This is a genomic window from Xanthomonas sp. NCPPB 4037 (genome assembly GCF_041475695.2).
In the GTDB taxonomy this organism is placed as follows: domain Bacteria; phylum Pseudomonadota; class Gammaproteobacteria; order Xanthomonadales; family Xanthomonadaceae; genus Xanthomonas; species Xanthomonas campestris.
Window position 1 is genome coordinate 3408103 of the sequence record NZ_CM191261.1, and the last position, 18645, is coordinate 3426747.

General features: G+C 66.1%; 15 protein-coding genes. 3 read left to right on the plus strand and 12 right to left on the minus strand.

Annotated elements, in window-relative coordinates; translation table 11 throughout:
- Window positions 1-25: 25 nt before the first annotated feature.
- From ACCQ01_RS15225 to ACCQ01_RS15255, 7 genes are all read right to left on the minus strand, one after another.
- Window positions 26-1276: a DUF819 family protein gene (locus ACCQ01_RS15225; protein ID WP_228431679.1), complete on the minus strand. Its 1251-nt coding sequence runs from the start codon at window positions 1274-1276 to the stop codon at window positions 26-28.
- 1416 nt (window positions 1277-2692) lie between these two features.
- Window positions 2693-3301 carry a nucleotidyltransferase family protein gene (locus ACCQ01_RS15230; protein WP_228431678.1) on the minus strand — a complete coding sequence of 203 codons (609 nt, stop codon included), beginning with the start codon at window positions 3299-3301 and terminating at the stop codon, window positions 2693-2695.
- 701 nt (window positions 3302-4002) lie between these two features.
- Window positions 4003-5010 carry an XdhC family protein gene (locus ACCQ01_RS15235; protein ID WP_228431677.1) on the minus strand — a complete coding sequence of 336 codons (1008 nt, stop codon included), beginning with the start codon at window positions 5008-5010 and terminating at the stop codon, window positions 4003-4005.
- Window positions 5007-7214, minus strand: a complete 2208-nt coding sequence (paoC, locus tag ACCQ01_RS15240; RefSeq protein ID WP_228431676.1) for an aldehyde oxidoreductase molybdenum-binding subunit PaoC — start codon at window positions 7212-7214, stop codon at window positions 5007-5009. The genes ACCQ01_RS15235 and paoC overlap by 4 nt, the downstream gene beginning before the upstream one ends.
- A gap of 1 nt (window position 7215) precedes the next feature.
- Window positions 7216-8166 (minus strand): FAD binding domain-containing protein, encoded by a 951-nt coding sequence (locus tag ACCQ01_RS15245; protein WP_228431675.1) that lies wholly within the window; start codon window positions 8164-8166, stop codon window positions 7216-7218.
- Window positions 8163-8813 carry an aldehyde dehydrogenase iron-sulfur subunit PaoA gene (gene paoA / locus ACCQ01_RS15250; RefSeq protein ID WP_029216838.1) on the minus strand — a complete coding sequence of 217 codons (651 nt, stop codon included), beginning with the start codon at window positions 8811-8813 and terminating at the stop codon, window positions 8163-8165. The genes ACCQ01_RS15245 and paoA overlap by 4 nt, the downstream gene beginning before the upstream one ends.
- 351 nt (window positions 8814-9164) lie before the next feature.
- Window positions 9165-10172 (minus strand): zinc-dependent alcohol dehydrogenase family protein, encoded by a 1008-nt coding sequence (locus ACCQ01_RS15255; RefSeq protein WP_228431674.1) that lies wholly within the window; start codon window positions 10170-10172, stop codon window positions 9165-9167.
- Window positions 10173-10476: 304 nt separating this feature from the next.
- Here ACCQ01_RS15255 and ACCQ01_RS15260 point away from each other — a divergent pair, with 304 nt between their 5' ends.
- Window positions 10477-11961, plus strand: coding sequence for a GGDEF domain-containing protein (locus tag ACCQ01_RS15260; protein ID WP_115573303.1), 1485 nt, complete (start codon window positions 10477-10479; stop codon window positions 11959-11961).
- Window positions 11962-12090: 129 nt separating this feature from the next.
- Here the strand turns inward: ACCQ01_RS15260 and ACCQ01_RS15265 are convergent, their stop codons facing one another.
- The 4 genes from ACCQ01_RS15265 to ACCQ01_RS15280 form a co-directional block, all read right to left on the minus strand.
- Window positions 12091-13467: a sensor histidine kinase gene (locus tag ACCQ01_RS15265; protein ID WP_228431673.1), complete on the minus strand. Its 1377-nt coding sequence runs from the start codon at window positions 13465-13467 to the stop codon at window positions 12091-12093.
- Window positions 13464-14147 (minus strand): response regulator transcription factor, encoded by a 684-nt coding sequence (locus ACCQ01_RS15270; RefSeq protein ID WP_202863379.1) that lies wholly within the window; start codon window positions 14145-14147, stop codon window positions 13464-13466. The genes ACCQ01_RS15265 and ACCQ01_RS15270 overlap by 4 nt, the downstream gene beginning before the upstream one ends.
- 139 nt (window positions 14148-14286) lie before the next feature.
- The gene (locus tag ACCQ01_RS15275; RefSeq protein ID WP_228431672.1) at window positions 14287-15258 is read right to left on the minus strand and encodes an aspartyl/asparaginyl beta-hydroxylase domain-containing protein; all 972 of its coding nucleotides are present in this window, start codon (window positions 15256-15258) and stop codon (window positions 14287-14289) included.
- A 58-nt stretch (window positions 15259-15316) separates the two neighbouring features.
- A complete protein-coding gene (locus ACCQ01_RS15280; RefSeq protein WP_228431671.1) occupies window positions 15317-16123 on the minus strand; it encodes a MipA/OmpV family protein in 807 nt (268 codons plus the stop codon).
- A gap of 204 nt (window positions 16124-16327) precedes the next feature.
- Between ACCQ01_RS15280 and ACCQ01_RS15285 the strand changes: the two genes are divergently transcribed.
- Window positions 16328-16540: a hypothetical protein gene (locus ACCQ01_RS15285; protein ID WP_076054509.1), complete on the plus strand. Its 213-nt coding sequence runs from the start codon at window positions 16328-16330 to the stop codon at window positions 16538-16540.
- Between the two features lie 189 nt (window positions 16541-16729).
- Here ACCQ01_RS15285 and ACCQ01_RS15290 read toward each other — a convergent pair whose 3' ends face one another.
- On the minus strand, window positions 16730-17254 hold the full coding sequence (locus tag ACCQ01_RS15290) for a single-stranded DNA-binding protein (protein WP_228431670.1): 525 nt from the start codon (window positions 17252-17254) through the stop codon (window positions 16730-16732).
- A gap of 280 nt (window positions 17255-17534) precedes the next feature.
- Between ACCQ01_RS15290 and ACCQ01_RS15295 the strand changes: the two genes are divergently transcribed.
- On the plus strand, window positions 17535-18533 hold the full coding sequence (locus ACCQ01_RS15295; protein WP_228431669.1) for a polyprenyl synthetase family protein: 999 nt from the start codon (window positions 17535-17537) through the stop codon (window positions 18531-18533).
- Window positions 18534-18645 lie beyond the last annotated feature (112 nt).

Sequence of the window (18645 nt, forward strand, 5' to 3'; positions counted from 1 at the left end):
GCTCCATGACGCCGGCAAGGCAGCGTTAACCCGCCCCGGCCATCGCCCGCAAGGTAATGCCGACCAGATACGCCAGGTAGGTGCCGGTGGCATAACCCATGGTGCCGAGCAGCACACCCACGGGCGCCAACGCGGGATGGAAGGCCGCAGCGACCACCGGCGCGGAAGCCGGCCCGCCGATGTTGGATTGCGAGCCGATCGCGAAATAGAAGAACGGTACCCGCAGCAGGCGGCCCACGCCCCACAACAACACGATGTGCACGGCAATCCAGATCAGCCCGAGCAGGAACAGCCACGGGCGATCGAGCAAGGCCAGCAGGTCCATCTGCATGCCGATGCAGGCGATCAGGAAATACAGCAGCAAGGTTCCGATTTTCGAAGCACCCGCGCCTTCCAACGTGCGCGCGCGGGTGAAGCTGAGTAGCAGGCCCAGGCTGGTCGCCAGCACCACGACCCACACGAACGGCGTGTCCAGACTGAACTGGCGCGCCCAGCTCAGGTGCGCCTTGCACCAGCTGGCCAAGGGGGTGGCGAACGCATGCGCCAGGCCCACCCCGCCGAATGCCACGGCCACGATCACCATCAGGTCCGACAGGCTGGGAATGCGCGCGTGCTCGGCCTGGAAGCGCGCCATGCGCTCCTGCAAGGCATCCAGTGCACGGGTATCGGCGCCGCTGCGCGCATCGATGCCGCGGGCGCGCCCGGCCAGGAAAATCAGCACCGCCATCCACACATAACCCACGCCAACATCGACCACGGCAAATTGCCCGAACGTGGTGGCATTCACCGCGAACACCTCGCGCATCGCCAGCATGTTGGCGCCACCGCCGATCCAGCTGCCGGCCAGCGCGGCCATGCCGGCCCAGGTATCGCCGGCCACGGTGGCCGGGTGCAGCCAACGCATCACCCAGAACGCGACCACCGCGCCCAGCATGATGCTCAGCGATGCGCCCAGATACATCGCCACCAGCTTGGGGCCCAGGCGCAGGATGGCGCGCAGGTCGATGCTCAGGGTCAGCAGGATCAGCGCGGCCGGCAGCAGCACGTCGCGGGCGATCGGGTTGTACAGCCGTGTGTTGGCGCCATCGATCAGCCCTACCGTGTTGTAGATGCCCGGCAGCAGGTAGCAGAGCAACAAGGCCGGCACCACCGCGTAGAACCGCTGCCAGGGGCCGCGTTCGCGGGCGGAGGTCCAGAACACGGCGCCGAGGGTGGCGGCGATCAGACCGAACACGACAATGTCGTTCTGGATCAGTGCAACAGGGGGAGGGATCACGAGCGGTGGAGATCCTGGCAGATGGCCGCGCAGTAGCGGATCGTCCAAGCATGGCCGATCACCCGAATCTAGCCGACCGGCGTGCCTGCGCAAAGCGCGGGGATGGATCGGGTTTTCCTGTGCGCACGCCTCGGGCAGGTGCGCACCGGTCTGTCAGGCAACCGGTCACCTGCGGGGACTTCTCCCCTGACGGCTGACTCTCAGGACAAGTTGGTTGCGCTTGCCGCTGGAAGACGCCGCCAGCTCCCGTCCGCGAGGTCACAAGCTCAGCCGTAACGCCGGACCAAACGATCGCCGTCGCCGGTATTGAGCACCACACCGCTCGGCTCGCCGGTGGTCAGGCAGTGCAGTTTCGCCATCAATTCGGCCTGTGCCAGGGCGCCCTGCTATCTCAGGTAGCGCAGCGGCGACCACTGCGGGCGGGTGACCCACCAGCCGTTCTTTTCGGAATGGATACGTACGACGTAACGTGAGTCGTCCATCTGGCCCTCCGGCCGGTGATGCAGCGAAGCGAGACAACCGGCCTGGAGCGGCGGTGCCTGCATGGGAATCGATCTGGCGGGTGTGCCGGCGCGCCCTTACTCAAGGGGCCGCGGGAGAGTGGCCCAAGGCCCCGCGTCCGGCATAGCCAGCATGTGCTTATGGCTATGGCTGGCGCCGTCAGGCGGACACTGGCTCGCCGGTAGGAAAATTCTTACGTGACACACGTCACGCGCAGCGCTACATTCCGATACAGATAAGTGCCTCTGGGGAGGGTTTGCATGTATCTGCTGAGGAAGTTCCAATTCCCGGTCAAGACCGCCATGGTCGTTGGCTATGTCCTGGTGATTCGCGAAGCCGTGGTGCTCTGGATCTGAGCGCTTCGACCGCACATTAACTGACTGGCAGAAGGTGCATGGCTGCACCTTCGGCGTTGGTGTAGGTGCTTTGCAGCAGAGCGCGACGGCACGCGGCGATGGTCAGAAACTGCGCGTTGCCGCTACATCGTGAAGTGTCTGGTAGATGGTGCATGGCTGCACCGTCTGTGTTTGTCTGGCTGCTGTTCACCAACCGCGCGACTGGTCATGCCCGCGTCACTCGTGCGATCGATGCCGCGCTGAGCTGTGCGATGCAGCGGGGCGACTACGCGCCTCATAGCGATGCACTCGGCGATGCACTCGACGCGCCATGTGCCGCAATTACAGCTGCTTCCGCGCAGTGTGTTTTTCAGCGCAACGCGTTGTTGAGATGCTTGTCGCGTGCCCCGCTGCCGTCGCGTGCTGGCGCAGCGTGTGCGTCACCTCGCGTGGGTTGAGATAACGCACTTCCGTGCGGCATGGCGAAGTATCGACACTGCACGCATTGGCACTGCAGCACGTTCGCGACGTACCGCGGACACTTGCTAACCGGCCTATCTATACCAACAGCACGCGCGGCTCACTCCGGATCGATCCAGCCACGCGCTTGCGCAGCAAGCAGGTCGGCCGGGGTGTCCACGTCCAGGGCGAGTGCCGGTGCGGTGACGCAGCCCAGCGTCTGCGCATCCAGGCTGGCGAACAGCGCGCGCAGGCCGGTGTCGGCCAACAGCGGCACTTCATCCCACACCGCGTGCGTCACCACCACCGGAATCCCGCGCACGCCTGCATAGCCGCTGGTGGCGCAGCCCGATGCAGCCAGATCGGCTTCTTCCAGCAAGCTGCGCAGATGCGGCGTGTCCAGCGCGGGCTGGTCGCAGCCGAGGATCAGGCTGCGGCGCAGCGTGATGTCTTCGTGTACGTGCGCGCGCAATGCGGCAAGACTGGTGCCCATGCCGTCGGCCCAGCCGGCATGCCGCACGATTTCCACATCCAGGCCGCGTAAGGCCTCCATCACCAAATCAGCATTGGCGCCCACCACCACCACACAGCGCCGCGGCGCTGTCTGCAACGCAATGCGGGCTGCGCGCCGCACGAGGGGTTCGCCATCGCGCGTCAGCAATTGCTTGGAGCGACCGAGCCGCCGCCCCGCGCCTGCCGCCAACACCAGCGCGGCATGGTCGCTGCTCACGCGCAGCGCTCCGCACGCCATGCGGCAAGCACTGACGTATCAGCCGGCGCACTGCAATGCTGCAAACCTGATCGCGCTGCCAACACGGTGTGGCGCGCGTGCGCGGCGGTGCGTGATGGCGCGGCGTGCGCTGGAAGCAAAGCGATCATGAGCGGGCTATCTTGCATGTAAGGATGCCTGCAGCGTAGGACCAAACATGTGCGCAGTGGGTGACCACGCAGCAAAGCCGCGCACAGCGGAGGTGTGCATGCGCGACCACGGCGCTCGCTGGATCTTTATGCGCAATCGCATGACTGCGAGAGAAGTCTCATCTGCGTAGTGATTGACCGCGCCGCATAGCCGCGCGCCTACAGACGTGCGGACATGGCCACCAAGTTTTTCGCTGCTTTACGCGCAACATTACGACTTCGGGAGAAAACCCTTCGCGATAACACCATCGTCAAGCCGGGACGCGCGCACCACAGCGACTGGCGTGACCTGCAGTGCACTACGACGTTGCGCGTCACGCTCGGTGAGCGATGTCGCACGACGCGAATCGATAAGTCCTGACGTACTGCGACCTAGAGAACGACCACCATGCACAGCGTTTCGGGGATGACGCCGAGGCAACGCCCGACGATCACGCTGGCAGCAACCCAAGCTTGCGCATGACGAACTACGCGCAACGCGCCCCGCCCACTGCTGCAAAAAACCGAAAGATCCTAAAGCGCTGCAGCCTGTAAATCGGCCACAGCTTGCGTGGCTTCGGCAATGATGCCGAGCGCGATGCCGTGCGGCGACGATGGCCCCAGGCGGATGCCGGCCGGCAGGCGCACGCGTTCCAGTGCGGCAGCGTCATGACCGAGCGCGCGCAGGGCCTGCAATCGTGCCTGCCGTTTGTTGCGACTACCCAGGATGCCGATGCAGGCCACCTGGGACGACAGCCCGCGATGGGCAACCTGCAGATCGATGTCGCCGTCGTGGGCAAGGCTGTACAACGCGCAATGTGCGTCCAGTTCCACCTCTGCCAACGCCTGCGCAAGACCGCGGCGATCGTAGTGCTCTGGGGGCAGCCCCGGTGGCGGTTCGACCGGGCCATGCGGGCGCAGCACGCGTACTTCGATCCCGGCCTGCGTCGCCAGCGCGACCAGCGCCAGTACCGAAGGATCCGCCCCCACCAGCACCAGACGCAGGGGCGGCCGCCGGGAGAACACGAATTCGCCGGGAGCGGCATCACTCTGTGTAGCCAGGTAACGCAGCGTGCCGTGCACGCGATCCAGCGCGACATGAAACGCGCGCCGGTGCTGTCGCGCATTGCGCCAACGCGCGAGATACCCGCCCAGATCCTGCACCGCACACACCAATACGCCGATGCGCCCACCGCAGCTCAGCTGGATATCGAGCACCTCGCTGCCTTCGCCGTAATCGAGCAAGCGCGGGCGGCCATCCTGCAGGACCGCCAGGGCTTCATGCGCGACCGCCGCTTCAACGCAACCGCCCGACACATACCCGGCCACCTGCCCGGTGCTGCTGATCGCCATCTGGCTACCCAGCGGGCGCGGCGAGGAGCCGCGCACCTCCACCAGCGTGGCCAGCGCCACGCGCTGCCCGGCGCGATGCCAGGCAGACAACGTCGGCAACAGGTCATCGTGCAGGGCGTACTCCGGCCAGGCCGGCCACGCGGCGGCAGCCGGCATACCGTGGCTGACAGGAGTCGCCACTGCATTCACGCGCGCAGCGGCTCAGGCAGATGCGGCAGCAGCTTGTCCAGCGTCACCGGGTAGTCGCGTACGCGCACGCCGGTGGCGTTGTAGACCGCATTGGCGATTGCCGCGGCGACCCCGCAGATGCCCAGCTCCCCCACGCCCTTGGCCTTCATCGGCGAGGACATCGGGTCGGTTTCTTCCAGGAACACCACGTCCTGATGCGGGATGTCCGCATGCACCGGCACTTCGTAGCCGGCCAGGTCGTGGTTGACGAAAAAGCCCAACCGCTTGTCGACCACCAACTCTTCCATCAACGCCGAACCGGCACCCATGGTCATCGCGCCGATCACCTGGCTGCGTGCGGTCTTGGGGTTGAGGATGCGCCCGGCCGCACACACAGCCAGCATGCGCCGGATGCGCACTTCGGCGGTCACCACGTCCACGCCGACCTCGACAAAATGCGCGCCGAAGGTGGACAGCTGCTGCTTCTTGGCCAGGTCGCCAAACTCGATCTTATCCTCGACCACCAGTGGGCCCTGGGCAGCGGCATCACCCAAGGCGACGCGCTTGCCGCCGGCACGCACGTGCCCGTCGGCAAATTCGGCCTTGCTCGGGTCCAAGCCCAGTTGCGTGGCAATGGCCTCGCGCAGTTTCACCGCCGCCGCATACACGCCGGCGGTGGAACTATTGGCGCCCCACTGCCCGCCGGAACCGGCCGAGACAGGAAAGCTCGAATCGCCCAGGCGCACGTCCACCCAGTCCAGCGGCACACCGAGCATCTCGGCGGCCGTCTGCGCAATGATGGTGTAGGAGCCGGTACCGATATCGGTCATGTCTGTTTCCACCACCACGCGGCCGCCCTGCTCCAGGCGCATGCGTGCACCGGAAGTGGTGGCGATCGCGTTGCGGAATGCCGACGCCACGCCCATGCCCACCAGCCAGCGCCCATCACGGGTGCTGCCGGGTTTGGCCTTGCGCTTGGACCAGCTAAATTGTTTTGCCCCGTCTTCCAGGCACTTGACCAGCTGCCGCTGCGAAAACGGCCGCTGCGGGTTTTCGGGATCCACCTGGGTGTCGTTGACGACGCGGAACTTCACCGGATCCATGGCCAGCTTCTCGGCCATTTCGTCCATGGCCACTTCCAGCGCCATCAATCCCGGTGCCTCGCCGGGCGCGCGCATGGCGTTGCCTTCGGGAAGGTCCAGCACGGCCAGGCGTGTGGTGATCAGGCGATTGGCGCCGGCATACAACAACTGCGTCTGTGAGGCAGCAATTTCCGGTGCACCGCCGGGCAGATCGCCCGACCAGCTCTCATGCGCGATGGCAGTGATCTTCCCGTCGCGCTGTGCACCGATGCGGATGCGTTGCACGGTCGCCGGGCGATGGGTGGTGTTGTTGGCAATCAACGGCCGCGGCAGCATCACCTTCACCGGCCGCTTCACCTGGCGCGCGGCCAGCGCAGCGAGCACCGCATCGGCACGCAGGAACAGCTTGCCGCCGAAGCCACCACCGATATACGGCGACATCAGGCGCACATTTTCCGGCGGTAGACCGAGCGTGCGCGCCAGATCGCCGGCACCCCAGTTGATCATCTGGTTGGAGGTCCAGACATTGAGCTTGTCGCCTTCCCACATGGCAATGGAGGCATGCGGCTCCATCATCGCGTGGGAATGATCGGGCGTGGTGTATTCGGCATCCAGCTGCACCGGTGCGGCCGCAAACGCAGCGGCAAAATCGCCGACATTACTGTTCGGTGCACCGCCTTCCTTGGTGACCTCGGCCTTGGGACGCGCGCGTGCCAGATCGTATTCGCCCACGTGGCGGCCGTAGTCCACCTTGATCAACTGACCGGCCGCGCGTGCCTGCTCAAATGTCTCCGCCACCACCACCGCAATTGCCTGGTGGTAGTGCTGAATCTCCGGTCCACCCAACAACTTGGCCGTATTGAGCTTGCCTTTTTGCAGCTTGCCGGCGTTTTGTGCAGTGACGATGCCGAGCACGCCGGGCGCATTGCGCGCGGCACTCAAATCAATACTGCGAATCGTGCCCTTGGCAATGCCGGCGCCAACCACGTGGCCATAGGCCGCCTTGCCGGGTAGGTCGTGATGCTCATACGCATACGGCGCCATGCCGGTGGTCTTGAGCGGGCCGTCGATGCGGTCGACCGGCTTGCCGACGATCTTGCCCTGGTCGATGGGATTGGTACCGGCGGGAGTGTCGAATTTCATGTCAGGCCCTCGTGTCCGCCAGGATCGCGCTCAAGGTGCGCTCCACCAGCGGCACCTTGAATGCGTTGTGTTCGGTGGGCTGTGCACCCTCCAGCAAGATGGCCGTGATGGCACGCCCGCCCTGGCGGGTCTGTGCTTCGGCGACCTCGTTCCGCCATGGCTTGTGCGCCACGCCACCAATAGCCACCTGCGCATTGCCACTGCGCGGCACGATCGCCGCCACCGAGATCAATGCGAAGGCGTAGGACGCACGGTCGCGTACCTTGCGGTAGACGTGCGCGCCTTCCACCGGCTTGGGCAGGGTCACGGCCGTGATCAGTTCTCCACGCTCCAGCACGGTTTCGATATGCGGCGTCTTGCCCGGTGCGCGGTAGAACTCGGCGATCGGGATGGCGCGGGGCTGCCCATCTGGCCGCACGGTTTCCACCACTGCATCCAGGGCGCGCATGGCCACCGCCATATCGCTGGGATGGGTGGCGATGCAGTCTTCGCTGGCGCCGATCACCGCCAGCTGGCGGTTGAAGCCGCCGATTGCCGCGCAGCCACTGCCCGGCAGCCGCTTGTTGCACGGCTGGTTGGTGTCATAGAAATACGGGCAGCGCGTGCGCTGCAGCAAATTGCCCGCAGTGGTGGCGCGGTTGCGCAGCTGCCCGGACGCGCCGGCCAGCAGTGCGCGCGAGAGCACCGCGTAATCGCGGCGCACGCGTGCATCCGCGGCCAGGTCGGTATTGCGTACCAGCGCGCCGATACGCAGGCCGCCCTCGGGGGTCGCGTCGATGGTGTCCAGCGTGAGGCCGTTGACATCGATCAGATGCGAGGGGGTTTCGATCTGCAGTTTCATCAGATCCAGCAGGTTGGTGCCGCCGGCGATGAACTTGGCGCCGGGCTGACGCGCGGCCTTGGCTGCGGCATCTGCCGGGGAGGTGGCGCGCTCGTAACTGAAAGCCTTCATGCGCGGTCTCCGGCAACTTCGGTGATCGCCTCGACGATGTTGGAGTACGCACCGCAGCGGCAGATGTTGCCGCTCATGCGCTCCTGCAACTCCACCGTGGTGAGCCGCGTCTTGGCAGTGAGATCGTCGGTGACGTGGCTGGGGATGCCGCGCTTGACCTCATCCAGCACCGCCACCGCCGAGCAGATCTGCCCCGGTGTGCAATAGCCGCACTGGTAGCCATCATGTTTGACGAAGGCCGCCTGCATTGGATGCAGCTTGTCGGGCGTACCGAGCCCTTCGATGGTGGTGACCTTGGCGCCCTGATGCATCACCGCCAGCGACAGGCAGGAATTCATGCGCTGCCCGTCGACGATGACGGTGCAGGCACCGCATTGGCCGTGGTCGCAGCCCTTCTTGGTGCCGGTCAGATGCAGATGCTCGCGCAGCGCATCCAGCAAGGTGGTGCGGTTGTCCAGCGTCAGCGTCACCGGCTTGCCGTTGACTTCAAAGGCCACCTCGCTGGATGCGTTGGCGGGTTCGGCGGCCTGGCGCTGCGACAGCGCGTTGGCGGCACCGGCAGCCATGGACTGACTGGCAGCGACGCTGGCGGCAGACGCCGTGCCAGCGATCAACACCTCGCGTCGGGTCATCTTGATATCTCTCATGGCTGGCATCTCCAACAATGCTGGCTTATACAGTTCTTAAATAATGTGCAGCGCTGCCGGTCACAAGCGCGTGAGCGCGGCTGTGTGCGATGGCGGCAATGCAGTGGGTTGTCCCGATTCTAAGGCGCGGTTCTGCCGGCATTAGCTGCTGTAGCCGCATGCGTCTATGAAACACACTCATCACTGCCACGCCCGAATTAGACGGCCCCTTCACTCAGTGATGCGCTGTGCGTGCCGCCACCTCTGTCGAGATCGCTGACACCCTCTGCCGCCACGCCGCACATCAGCAGCGCTATCGCATGACGCGCCGCAGGCAGGTGTTGGACCCTGCCCGCGCGCGCCGCGCCAGGCTCAGAATTCCAGCACGATCTTGCCCAGGTGACCACCGGCGTGTTGCAACGCAAACGCCTCGGCGATGTCCTCCAGCGCAAACGAACGATCGATCACCGGCCGCAACGGCAAACCGTCCAGTGCCCGCACCAACTCCTGCTGATGCCGGCGGCTACCCACCACCAAGCCTTGCAGCCGTTGCTGGCGTCCCATCATCTCGGCGGTGGGCACCGGGCCCGCGGCGCCGGTGAGCACACCGATCAAGGCGATGTGCCCGCCCACGCGCGCAGCCTTGATGGACTGCGCCAGCGTGCCCGGGCCGCCGACTTCCACCACGTGGTCCACACCGCGCCCGTTGGTGATCTCCAGCACCTGCGCCGCCCATTCGGTGTGCTGGCGATAATTGATGCAGTGGTCGGCACCGAGCGTACGCGCCGTCTCCAGCTTCTGGTCCGACGACGAGGTGACGATTACCGTGGCGCCCATCGCCTTGGCGAACTGCAGCGCAAAGATCGACACGCCGCCGGTGCCCAGCACCAGGACGGTGTCGCCGGCCTTGATCCGGCCATTGACCACCAAGGCACGCCACGCCGTGACGCCGGCGGTGGTCAAGGTGGCAGCTTCGGCATGGCTATAGCCACGCGGTGCATGCGTGAAGGCCTGCGCAGCCGCGACCACGGCCGAGCGTGCATAGCCGTCTACACCGTCGCCGGGCGTGGTGGCAAAGCCGGCATGCAGCGGCTCGCCATCCAGCCACTGCGGGAAGAATGTAGACACCACGTGGTCACCCACGGCGAAATCACTGACCGCCTCGCCCACCGCCTCCACCACGCCAGCACCGTCGGACATCGGGATGCGGCCATCGGCGGTTGGCATCTGTCCGCTGACAATGCCCAGGTCATGGAAATTCAGCGAACTGGCATGCAGCCGCACGCGGATCTGGCCTGCCGCGGGCTGGCCGGGATCGGGCAACGCGACTGAGGTGAGTGACGCCAGGCCTGCTGGTTGCTGCAAACGAATGCCACGCATCGTGGTCTCCTCATACTGATGGGCCACCTGGGATACCACGCGCACCGTTACGCGCATGCGGTCGCGTCTGCTGTGTGCACTGCCACGCCGTGAACAATTGCAGCGGACCTGGGTGACGCAGTGCATCGCCAACGTCAGCAGGCAAGCGGGCTATACCGCGACTTCAGCAGCTGCGGCCGCGATGGGCTGAGCTGTCAGTCACAAATCCGGATTGCACGCGCCGCGCGCCTGGCCGGCATCGGGCGCCACCACGTACGCTGGCATGGCGGTTGCATCGGCTCTGCGTCCTGGACAAGGAAACACAGTGGTGTCGACAAGCAAGCAGTGGCGGCAACGTGCACAGCGCATCGCGCTGCATTTCGTGTTGACCGCATCGTGGATACTTCTGCTCGGTTCCGAATACTGGTCGATCCATGAGGAGCGCGACAGCGCCTTGCAGGCCGCGCAGACGCAGTCGTTGAACCTGGCCGACTCGCTGGCGCAGCACGCCAGCGACACCATGACCATCGCCGATGCGGTGTTGTCGGGGCTGGTTGCACGCCTGCAACAGGACCGCGGCTCGGCAAACGAACATGCGGCGATGCATGCGTTTCTGGTCAGTGAGGCCCGCCGCTCGGAGCGCCTGCACGGCATTTTCATCTACGCCGCCGATGGCCACTGGGTGAACTCGTCGCTGGGCAGCCTCCCGCGCACGCACAACAATGCCGACCGCGCGTATTTCAAGTACCACCGCGACCACCGCGACGCACTGGTGTTCGTCGGGCCACCGGTGCAGAGCCGCTCGGACGGGCGCTGGGTGATCACATTGAGCCGCCGCCTCACGACGCCGAGCGGCGAGTTCGATGGCGTGGCGCTGGTGACGCTGCGGCTGAAGTATTTCCAGGACTACTACAGCCGCTTCCAGGTTGGGGATCACGGCACCATCGGCCTGTTCAACGATGATGGCGTGGTGATCGTGCGGCGGCCGGAGCGCGATGACCAGACTGCCAGCTCGATCGCGGGCACGTCGCTGTACGTGACCATGCGCAACGAGCGCCGCGGCACGCTCACCTACCGCTCGCCGCTGGATGGGGTGCAACGCATCTCCAGTTTTGTGCCGGCCCGGCCCTACCCACTCACGGTGCTCACCGGCGTGGCAGTGGACGATGCGCTGGCCAATTGGCGCGCATCCGCACGCCAACGCATCATCATTGCCGTGCTCGGCTTCGTGCTGCTGCTGGCGGTGGGCATCTGGCTGGACCTGCAGCTGCGCCGCATGCATCGCAATGAAGCGCGGCTCAGCTCCGAGGTCTGGGTGGACGCCTTGACCGGCATCGCCAACCGGCGCGCCTTCGACCACCGCCTGTCTGAGGCCTTGCAGGATGCCGTACACACGCAGGCGCCGCTGTCGGTGCTGATGATCGATGTCGACCACTTCAAGCTCTACAACGACACCTACGGGCACGTCAACGGCGATGCCTGCCTGCGCCTGATCGCGGGCGCGATTGCCGGCTGCACCCGGCGCAGCGACGACATCGCCGCGCGCTACGGCGGCGAGGAATTCGGCATGATCCTGCCGCACACCGACGTCGCCGGCGCGCTGCGCCTGGCCGATGCCATTCGCACGGCGGTGGCGGAACTGGGGTTGATGCATCTGACCAGCCCGACCAGTGCACATGTGACCGTCAGCGTTGGCGCTGCCACCTTTGAACCGGGCGAAACACCGCTGACACCCGATGCGATCGTGCGCGACGCCGATGGAGCGTTGTATCGGGCCAAACAGGGCGGCCGGGACCGGACGTCTGCCTGAGCTGCCACGTTGTTTGGGGGTGGTCGTCGTTTGCGCGCGGGTGGCGTGATGTTGACCAGGGCTGTTTGAAAATCGCCAGAGAGATCGCTGTGACTGCCCTTCGCTGTCAGCGCTGGTAAATCGCGGCGACTACGGCTGGAAGTCGATCACCGCAAGCGTGCCCTGCGCCGCAGAGGATTCCAGATGCAGGCGCCAACCGAAGCGTTCGCAGATGCGCCGGGTGAGGAACAGCCCCAGTCCCGCGCCACCGCCTTGCTTGACCGATTGCTTCAATGACGCGGTATAGCGTTGCGCCGCCAGCGCGGTATCGAAGCCGTCACCGGAGTCGCGGATGCTCAATCGGTGCGCGTGCAGGCTCACCTCGATCTGCCCCACGTAGGTGTGATCGGCCGCGTTGCGCAGCAGGTTGCCCACCGCAATGCGCACCATCGATTCCGGTGCGTGCAGCGTCAGTGGCTCCAGCGCGGTGACCACCACCTCCACCGGTTTTTCCGAAAGCAGATACAGGTGGTCCTGCACCAGTTCGGGCAGTAGCGCGTGCAGGATGGTCACCTGCTGCCGCTCGGCCGGGGTGGATTCGCGCGAGAGGTAGAGCAGCGCTTCCATGATGCGGGTGAGGTTGTCCACTGCCTCGTCGATCCGGTGCAGCGGCCCCTGCGCCCGTTCCGGCAGTTGCTGCTTGTGTAGCACATCGGCCGCGCCGGAAATCACCGCCAAGGGTGTGCGGAACTCATGACTGGCCTGATCCAGCAGACTGCGTTCGCGCTCGATCGCGCGTTCCACGCGTTCCAGATGCGCGTTCGCCTCGCGCGCGATGGTGTTGAGTTCGCTCTTGCCGTAGTCGGTGGGCAGCCGCTGCGCCGGCTGCAACGGATCCAGCCGGCGCATGCGCCTGGCAAGGTCCTGCACCGGCCGCGCAAAGCCCAGGAACAGCCACCAGATCACCAGCCCGATCATCGCCAGGTTGCAGATAAAGAACAGCACGCTGAGCTGCACGCTGCCATTTTGCTTGTCCTCCAGCGCGGTGATGTCGATGCTCATGATCAGCCGCCCTTGCGGTAGCGCGGTGACCAGCGCCGAATAGCTGCGATCGAGTCGCGTGCCATCTGCATCGTTGGCGAACGGCCCCCAGTGCGGCCGAATGATGGACAGGAATTTTGCCGCGGTAGAGGGGTCGCCCTGCGTATCCAGCTGGCCTTCGCCGTAGTAACCGGGTGCCAGCTCGGCGAAGAAGGGCGGCATGCTCACCGGCAATGGCGCACCGTCGCGCAGCAACCAGCCTTTTACCGGGCCAGTGCTGGGCAAGGCCTGCTGCAGGCGCTCGGGCGGCACGCGCGTGACGTTCTGCGTACTTGCGGTGAGCAGCTGCCGCCAGATCGGATCTTCGATCAGTTCCTGGCTCAAAAAGCCCTGCACCGACAACCCCAACGCCAGCACCGCGCACGACATCAGCAGGCTGGCGCTGATCAACCACTGCAGGCTGCGCAGGCGGCCGTCTCGGCTCATTCGGCCGGCCCGCCCAGCCGATAACCGACGCCGGTGACGGTCTGCAGCAGCTTCTGCTCGCCGTCGTGATCCAGCGCGCGCCGCAGCACATGCATATGCGAGCGCAACAGGTCGCCTTCGGGCACCGCATCGCCCCAGATCAGTTGCTCCAACCGGTCACGCCGCACCACACGCGGTGATTCCCGCATCAGCAGCTCCAGCACCGTGCGCAAGGTACCGGACAGCACCACCGCGCGGGTGCCGCGCGACACCGCCAGGCGGTCCAGGTCGTAGCGCAGGTCATGCACCTGCAGCACGTTGCCCGCAGCCGCGCTGGCGCGGGCACGGCTCACCATCACGCGCAGGCGGATTTCAAGTTCCGGCAACGCCACCGGCTTGACCAGGTAGTCGTCGGCACCGTTCTCGAAACCCAGCAGCTTGCCTTCCAGCTGGTCCTTGGCGGTGAGCATGATGATCGGCGTGCGGCAGGCGTGTTCTTCGCGCAACCTGCGCAGCACGCTCATGCCGTCCATGCGCGGCAACATCCAGTCCAGGATGATCGCGTCGTAGCGGTTGCTGATCGCCAGGTTCAAGCCCGACTGCCCGTCCGGCGCCGCATCCGGGCGGTGGCCGCAGGCTTCCAGGTAATCGAAGATATTGGCTGCCAGGGCGCGGTTGTCCTCGATGATGAGGACCTGCAGAACCTGCGCCTGGGCGACCGGATGCGTCATCGACATGGCAATTCTCGGGAATGGAAACATCATACGCAGCGCGCGGTCCATGGCCTGGGCCGATGCCCGCAGGCCGCACCACCAGCGCACCGCCCAATGGTGCCTGCGCTCAGCCATGCAGCAGCCATCGCAGCACACCAACCCCGGCAGCAAGCAGTGCAAGCATGGCGCCCAGCAGACTCAGATTGATCGTCCACTTGAGCAACGCATACAGCGGGCGGTGCTGCGCGCGCAGGCGCCTTCCGTAGGCCATTAGCGGTGCGACAGCCGCATACAACGCGCTCACCGGGCCGCGCCGGTCGCGCGCATCGTTGGGCGTTCGCGCCGCACGTGCCAGCTGCGTATAGACCAGGTTGAACCACCGCCCCGGCCAGCGCATTGGCCGCTCCACATCGCACATCAGGATCAGCCGCGGCGCATCGGTATCGTTACGCACGAAGTGCAGATAGGTCTCGTCGAACACGAACGCATCCCCGTCCTGCCAGGCACGGTTGCGTCCGTCCACGTTGATGAAGCACTGCGCCGCGTTGGGCGTGGCCAGGCCCAGGTGATAGCGCAGCGAGCAGCCCAACGGGTCCGCATGCGGCGTGAGCACCGAACGCGGCGGCAACAGGGCAAACATCGCCGCACGGATCTCCGGGTAGCCGGCCAACAGGTCCAGCGTGCGCGGGCAGCTGGCACGTGCGGAGGCATGCGGCGCGCCATACCAGCGCAGGTAGTAGCGACTCCACCCGTATTTGTAGAAGGTGCGGAAGCCCACATCGAACACGGCCGGTGAGCCGTCGCGCCGCACCTCGTCGAAGCTGCCATCTCCCAGCAAGGCCATCGCTTCGTCGCGGATGCACTCCCAGTGCCGCGACAACGCCGGAAGCTTGCGGTACAGCTCCAGCGGCACGAACGGCCCGCGCGCCGCCGTGCGGGTGAAGGCATACAGGATGACGTTCGGCAGCGCGAACACCGGCCAACTCTTGCGCAGGTACTGGCGCAGGCTGGCGTAGCGCGCCTGGCCGCGGAAACGGTAGACGTAGGTCATCGCCGCAATCCAGCTGGCGATCACACACAGCAGCGTGGCGGCGATCATGTGCGGACTACCCTGGCCGCGCGGCTTGTTGCGCCGGGCATCACTTGAGTGCGGCCCATCAGAAGCCCCGCGAGAACCCGATCAACACCGAGCCGACTCCGTCGCTATCCGGCGCGAGCAGCGGGCTGTCACTCAGCGCATCGGGCAACACGCTGTACTGCAGCCGGGTTAGGAACTGCCAGCGTTTGCCGATCGGCCGCATATAGGTCAGCCCCACTGTCGGCACGGTCGCCGCGCCCGGCTTGTAGTCCACGACGCCGCGCGCGACCTCGGCATCGAGCGTGCCGTAGTAATAGTTGGCCATGTCCTTGGACAGGTGACTGACACTGATGCTTGGTGTGAGTTGTCCACGCCCGACAGCGAAGGCGTAGCCGTAACGGGCGGTCAGTTCATAGCCTTCGCTGGTGCCGGTGACATCGGCCTTGGCAGTGAGCTCCAGCTCGCCGGCGGCACCACGCCACGCACCGACCAGGCCCATGTCCAGGCTGTCGTCGCGGTCGTCCAGCAGGGCACGGTCGATGCCATTGCGGGCCAGTTCGGCCACGCCCAGATCGTCCGCAGCCACGCCGTCCAGGCGCAGCGCCACGATAGCGTCCAGGCCGAAGCTCTCGCCCTGCACCAGATGCGCGCCGCCAGTGATGCCGCGTAAGAAGAAGCGCTCACCTTCGAACAGGATCAGCGGGATCGGATTGGTGCGCGTTCCCTCGCCGGCAAACGGGCTGTCCGACGCCACCACGCCCACGCCGATCCCCCAGCGATACGGGCCTTGCTCGGACAGCGATGGATCGGTCTGCGGGGTGGTCTGGGCGACGGCAATGGCGGGCAGTGCGAACAGCGCAGCGAACGCAAGGCGGGAGCAAGTCATGGGCGGGCGTCTCGAGGGGAAGGAGTGCCGCGCTGTCGTGGCCAACCGGATTGGCGCCTATCGCAGCGGTGCGGCGGCAGCGTGCCGCAGCGGTGTCGGCCAAATGTCGTCGTGGCAGACAACGCCGCCGCTGCGCGCACACGACACGTCACCGACATCGGCCTGCCACAGTCAGTGCCGCCCCTGGACGCCAGATGCCACCCGATGCCAGCGAACCTCGCGCCACCGCCCTGCCCCGACACCGCCATCCTTCAGCTGGCCGGCCTGCTCGTACCCGCGCACGAAGCCAGCCGCTGGTTCCACCACGACCCCATCGACGAACTCGGCGGCTGGACCGCCGCGCAGCTGAGCCGGATGCAGCGACAGCCGCAGGTCATCGCGTTCCTGCAGTCGGTGTTATGCGGCGAGCGCGGCTGAGGGACGCTGCGATCACTGCACTGCATCGGCGCTGCACTGCACTGCACTGAATTGCATCGGCAAGTATTGACGACGCAATGGCGAAGGCTTGCGCGGAAGTCACTCTGCCGCGTGCTCGCCACGCCGTTCCGCCAACGAAAAGGCCCGCGCAAGCGGGCCTTTCGAGTGTGCAAGCAACGATCGCCGGGATCAGAACGGGATATCGTCGTCCGCAAAATCATCCATCGGCGGTGCCGACTGCTGCTGGGCCGGCTGCTGACGGCGCGGTGCGTAGTCCTGACCACCACCACCGCCGCCGCCGCCGCCACCCTGCTGCTGGCGCGGGGCCTGCGTGCGCTGCGGGCGATCGCCGCCCATGCCGCCGCCACCGCCGCCTTCACCGCGGCCGCCGAGCATCTGCATCTCGTTGGCGACGATGTCGGTGCTGTACTTCTCCACGCCGTCCTGGCCGGTGTACTTGTCGTAGCGCAGCTCGCCTTCGACATACACCTGCGAGCCCTTGCGCAGGTACTCACCGGCGATCTCGCCCAATTTTCCAAAAAACACCACGCGGTGCCACTCGGTGCGTTCCTGGTTATTGCCTTCGCGGTCCTTGCGCATGCTGGTGGTGGCCAGGCTCACGCGGGTGATCGCCATGCCGGCCTGGGTGTACTTGGTGTCGGGATCGTTGCCGAGGTTGCCGACGAGGATGACTTTGTTGATGCCGCGGGCCATAGGTGCTTCCGAGATGGTGCGCCGGCGCCGTGGGGCGCGAGGCGATGAATGTCTGTTCTGGGGCCAATGTTACCGCACCTGCCCACCACCGCACCTGACGCATTCCCTTGCCGGCAGGCCGGACAACCGCGCGTGGCGGGGTCGGGATCCTGCGCACCGGCAGCCGCGAAATGCCCGCCACAGCTGGTTCCGGGGCCACCGCGCAAGGGCTGGAACAGGCGCGGCGGGACGGATCTGGCCCGGGCACCTATAATCGGCCGACATCTCGATTTGCCTGCGCATGACCATCGCCCAAGACCTCCCCACCGTACTGGGCCTGCCCCAGATCCAGTCCCTCGCCGCGCCCGACATGGCGGCGGTCGATGCCTTGATCCGCCGCCGTCTGGCGTCGGACGTCGTGCTGATCAACCAGATTGCCGATCACATCATCTCCGCCGGCGGCAAACGCCTGCGCCCAATGCTGGTGATGCTGGCCGGCCACGCCGCAGGCGGCTCCGGCCCCGAACACCACCAGCTCGCGGCGATCATCGAGTTCATCCACACCTCCACGCTGCTGCATGACGACGTGGTGGACGAATCAGACCTGCGCCGCGGCCGCAGCACCGCCAATGCGCTCTGGGGCAACGCGCCCAGCGTGCTGGTGGGCGATTTCCTGTATTCGCGCAGCTTCCAGCTGATGGTCGAACTGGACCGCATGGAAGTGATGCAGATCCTGGCCGACACCACCAACCGCATCGCCGAAGGCGAAGTGCTGCAGCTCTTGCATGTACATAACCCCGACACCGATGAAGCCGCGTACCTGCGCGTGATCGAGCGCAAGACCGCGGTGCTGTTTGCCGCCGGCACGCGCCTGGGCGCACTGGCCTCGGGCGCGAATGCCGACGTGCAGCAGCGTCTGTACGACTACGGCATGCAGCTGGGCTTTGCGTTCCAGATCGCCGACGACGTGCTCGACTACGCCGCCGATGCCACCGACCTGGGCAAGAACCTGGGCGACGACCTGGCCGAGGGCAAAGCCACCCTGCCGCTGATCCACGCCATTGCGCATTCCGATGCCGCCACCCAGCAGCGCCTGCGGCAGATCGTCGAACAGGGCGATGCCGAGGCGATGCCGGAGGTGTTGACGGCCATCCGCGCAACCGGCGGGCTCGATTACAGCCGCCAGCGCGCCGCCGAATACGCCGCCGCCGCCGAACAGGCCCTGGACGGCTTGCCGTCGAGCCCGGCAGTGGCCGCATTACGCGGCCTGGCGCGTTATGCGGTGGAACGGACGCACTGATCGCAGCACGCGGCGCTGGGCGAGTGTCCGGCGCCGCCACCGAGCGAAGTGTCCCGCAAAGCGCTTGTGGTTGTCAGTCCGGCACCGCCCTGCAGGGCCGTCCTGCAGGCCA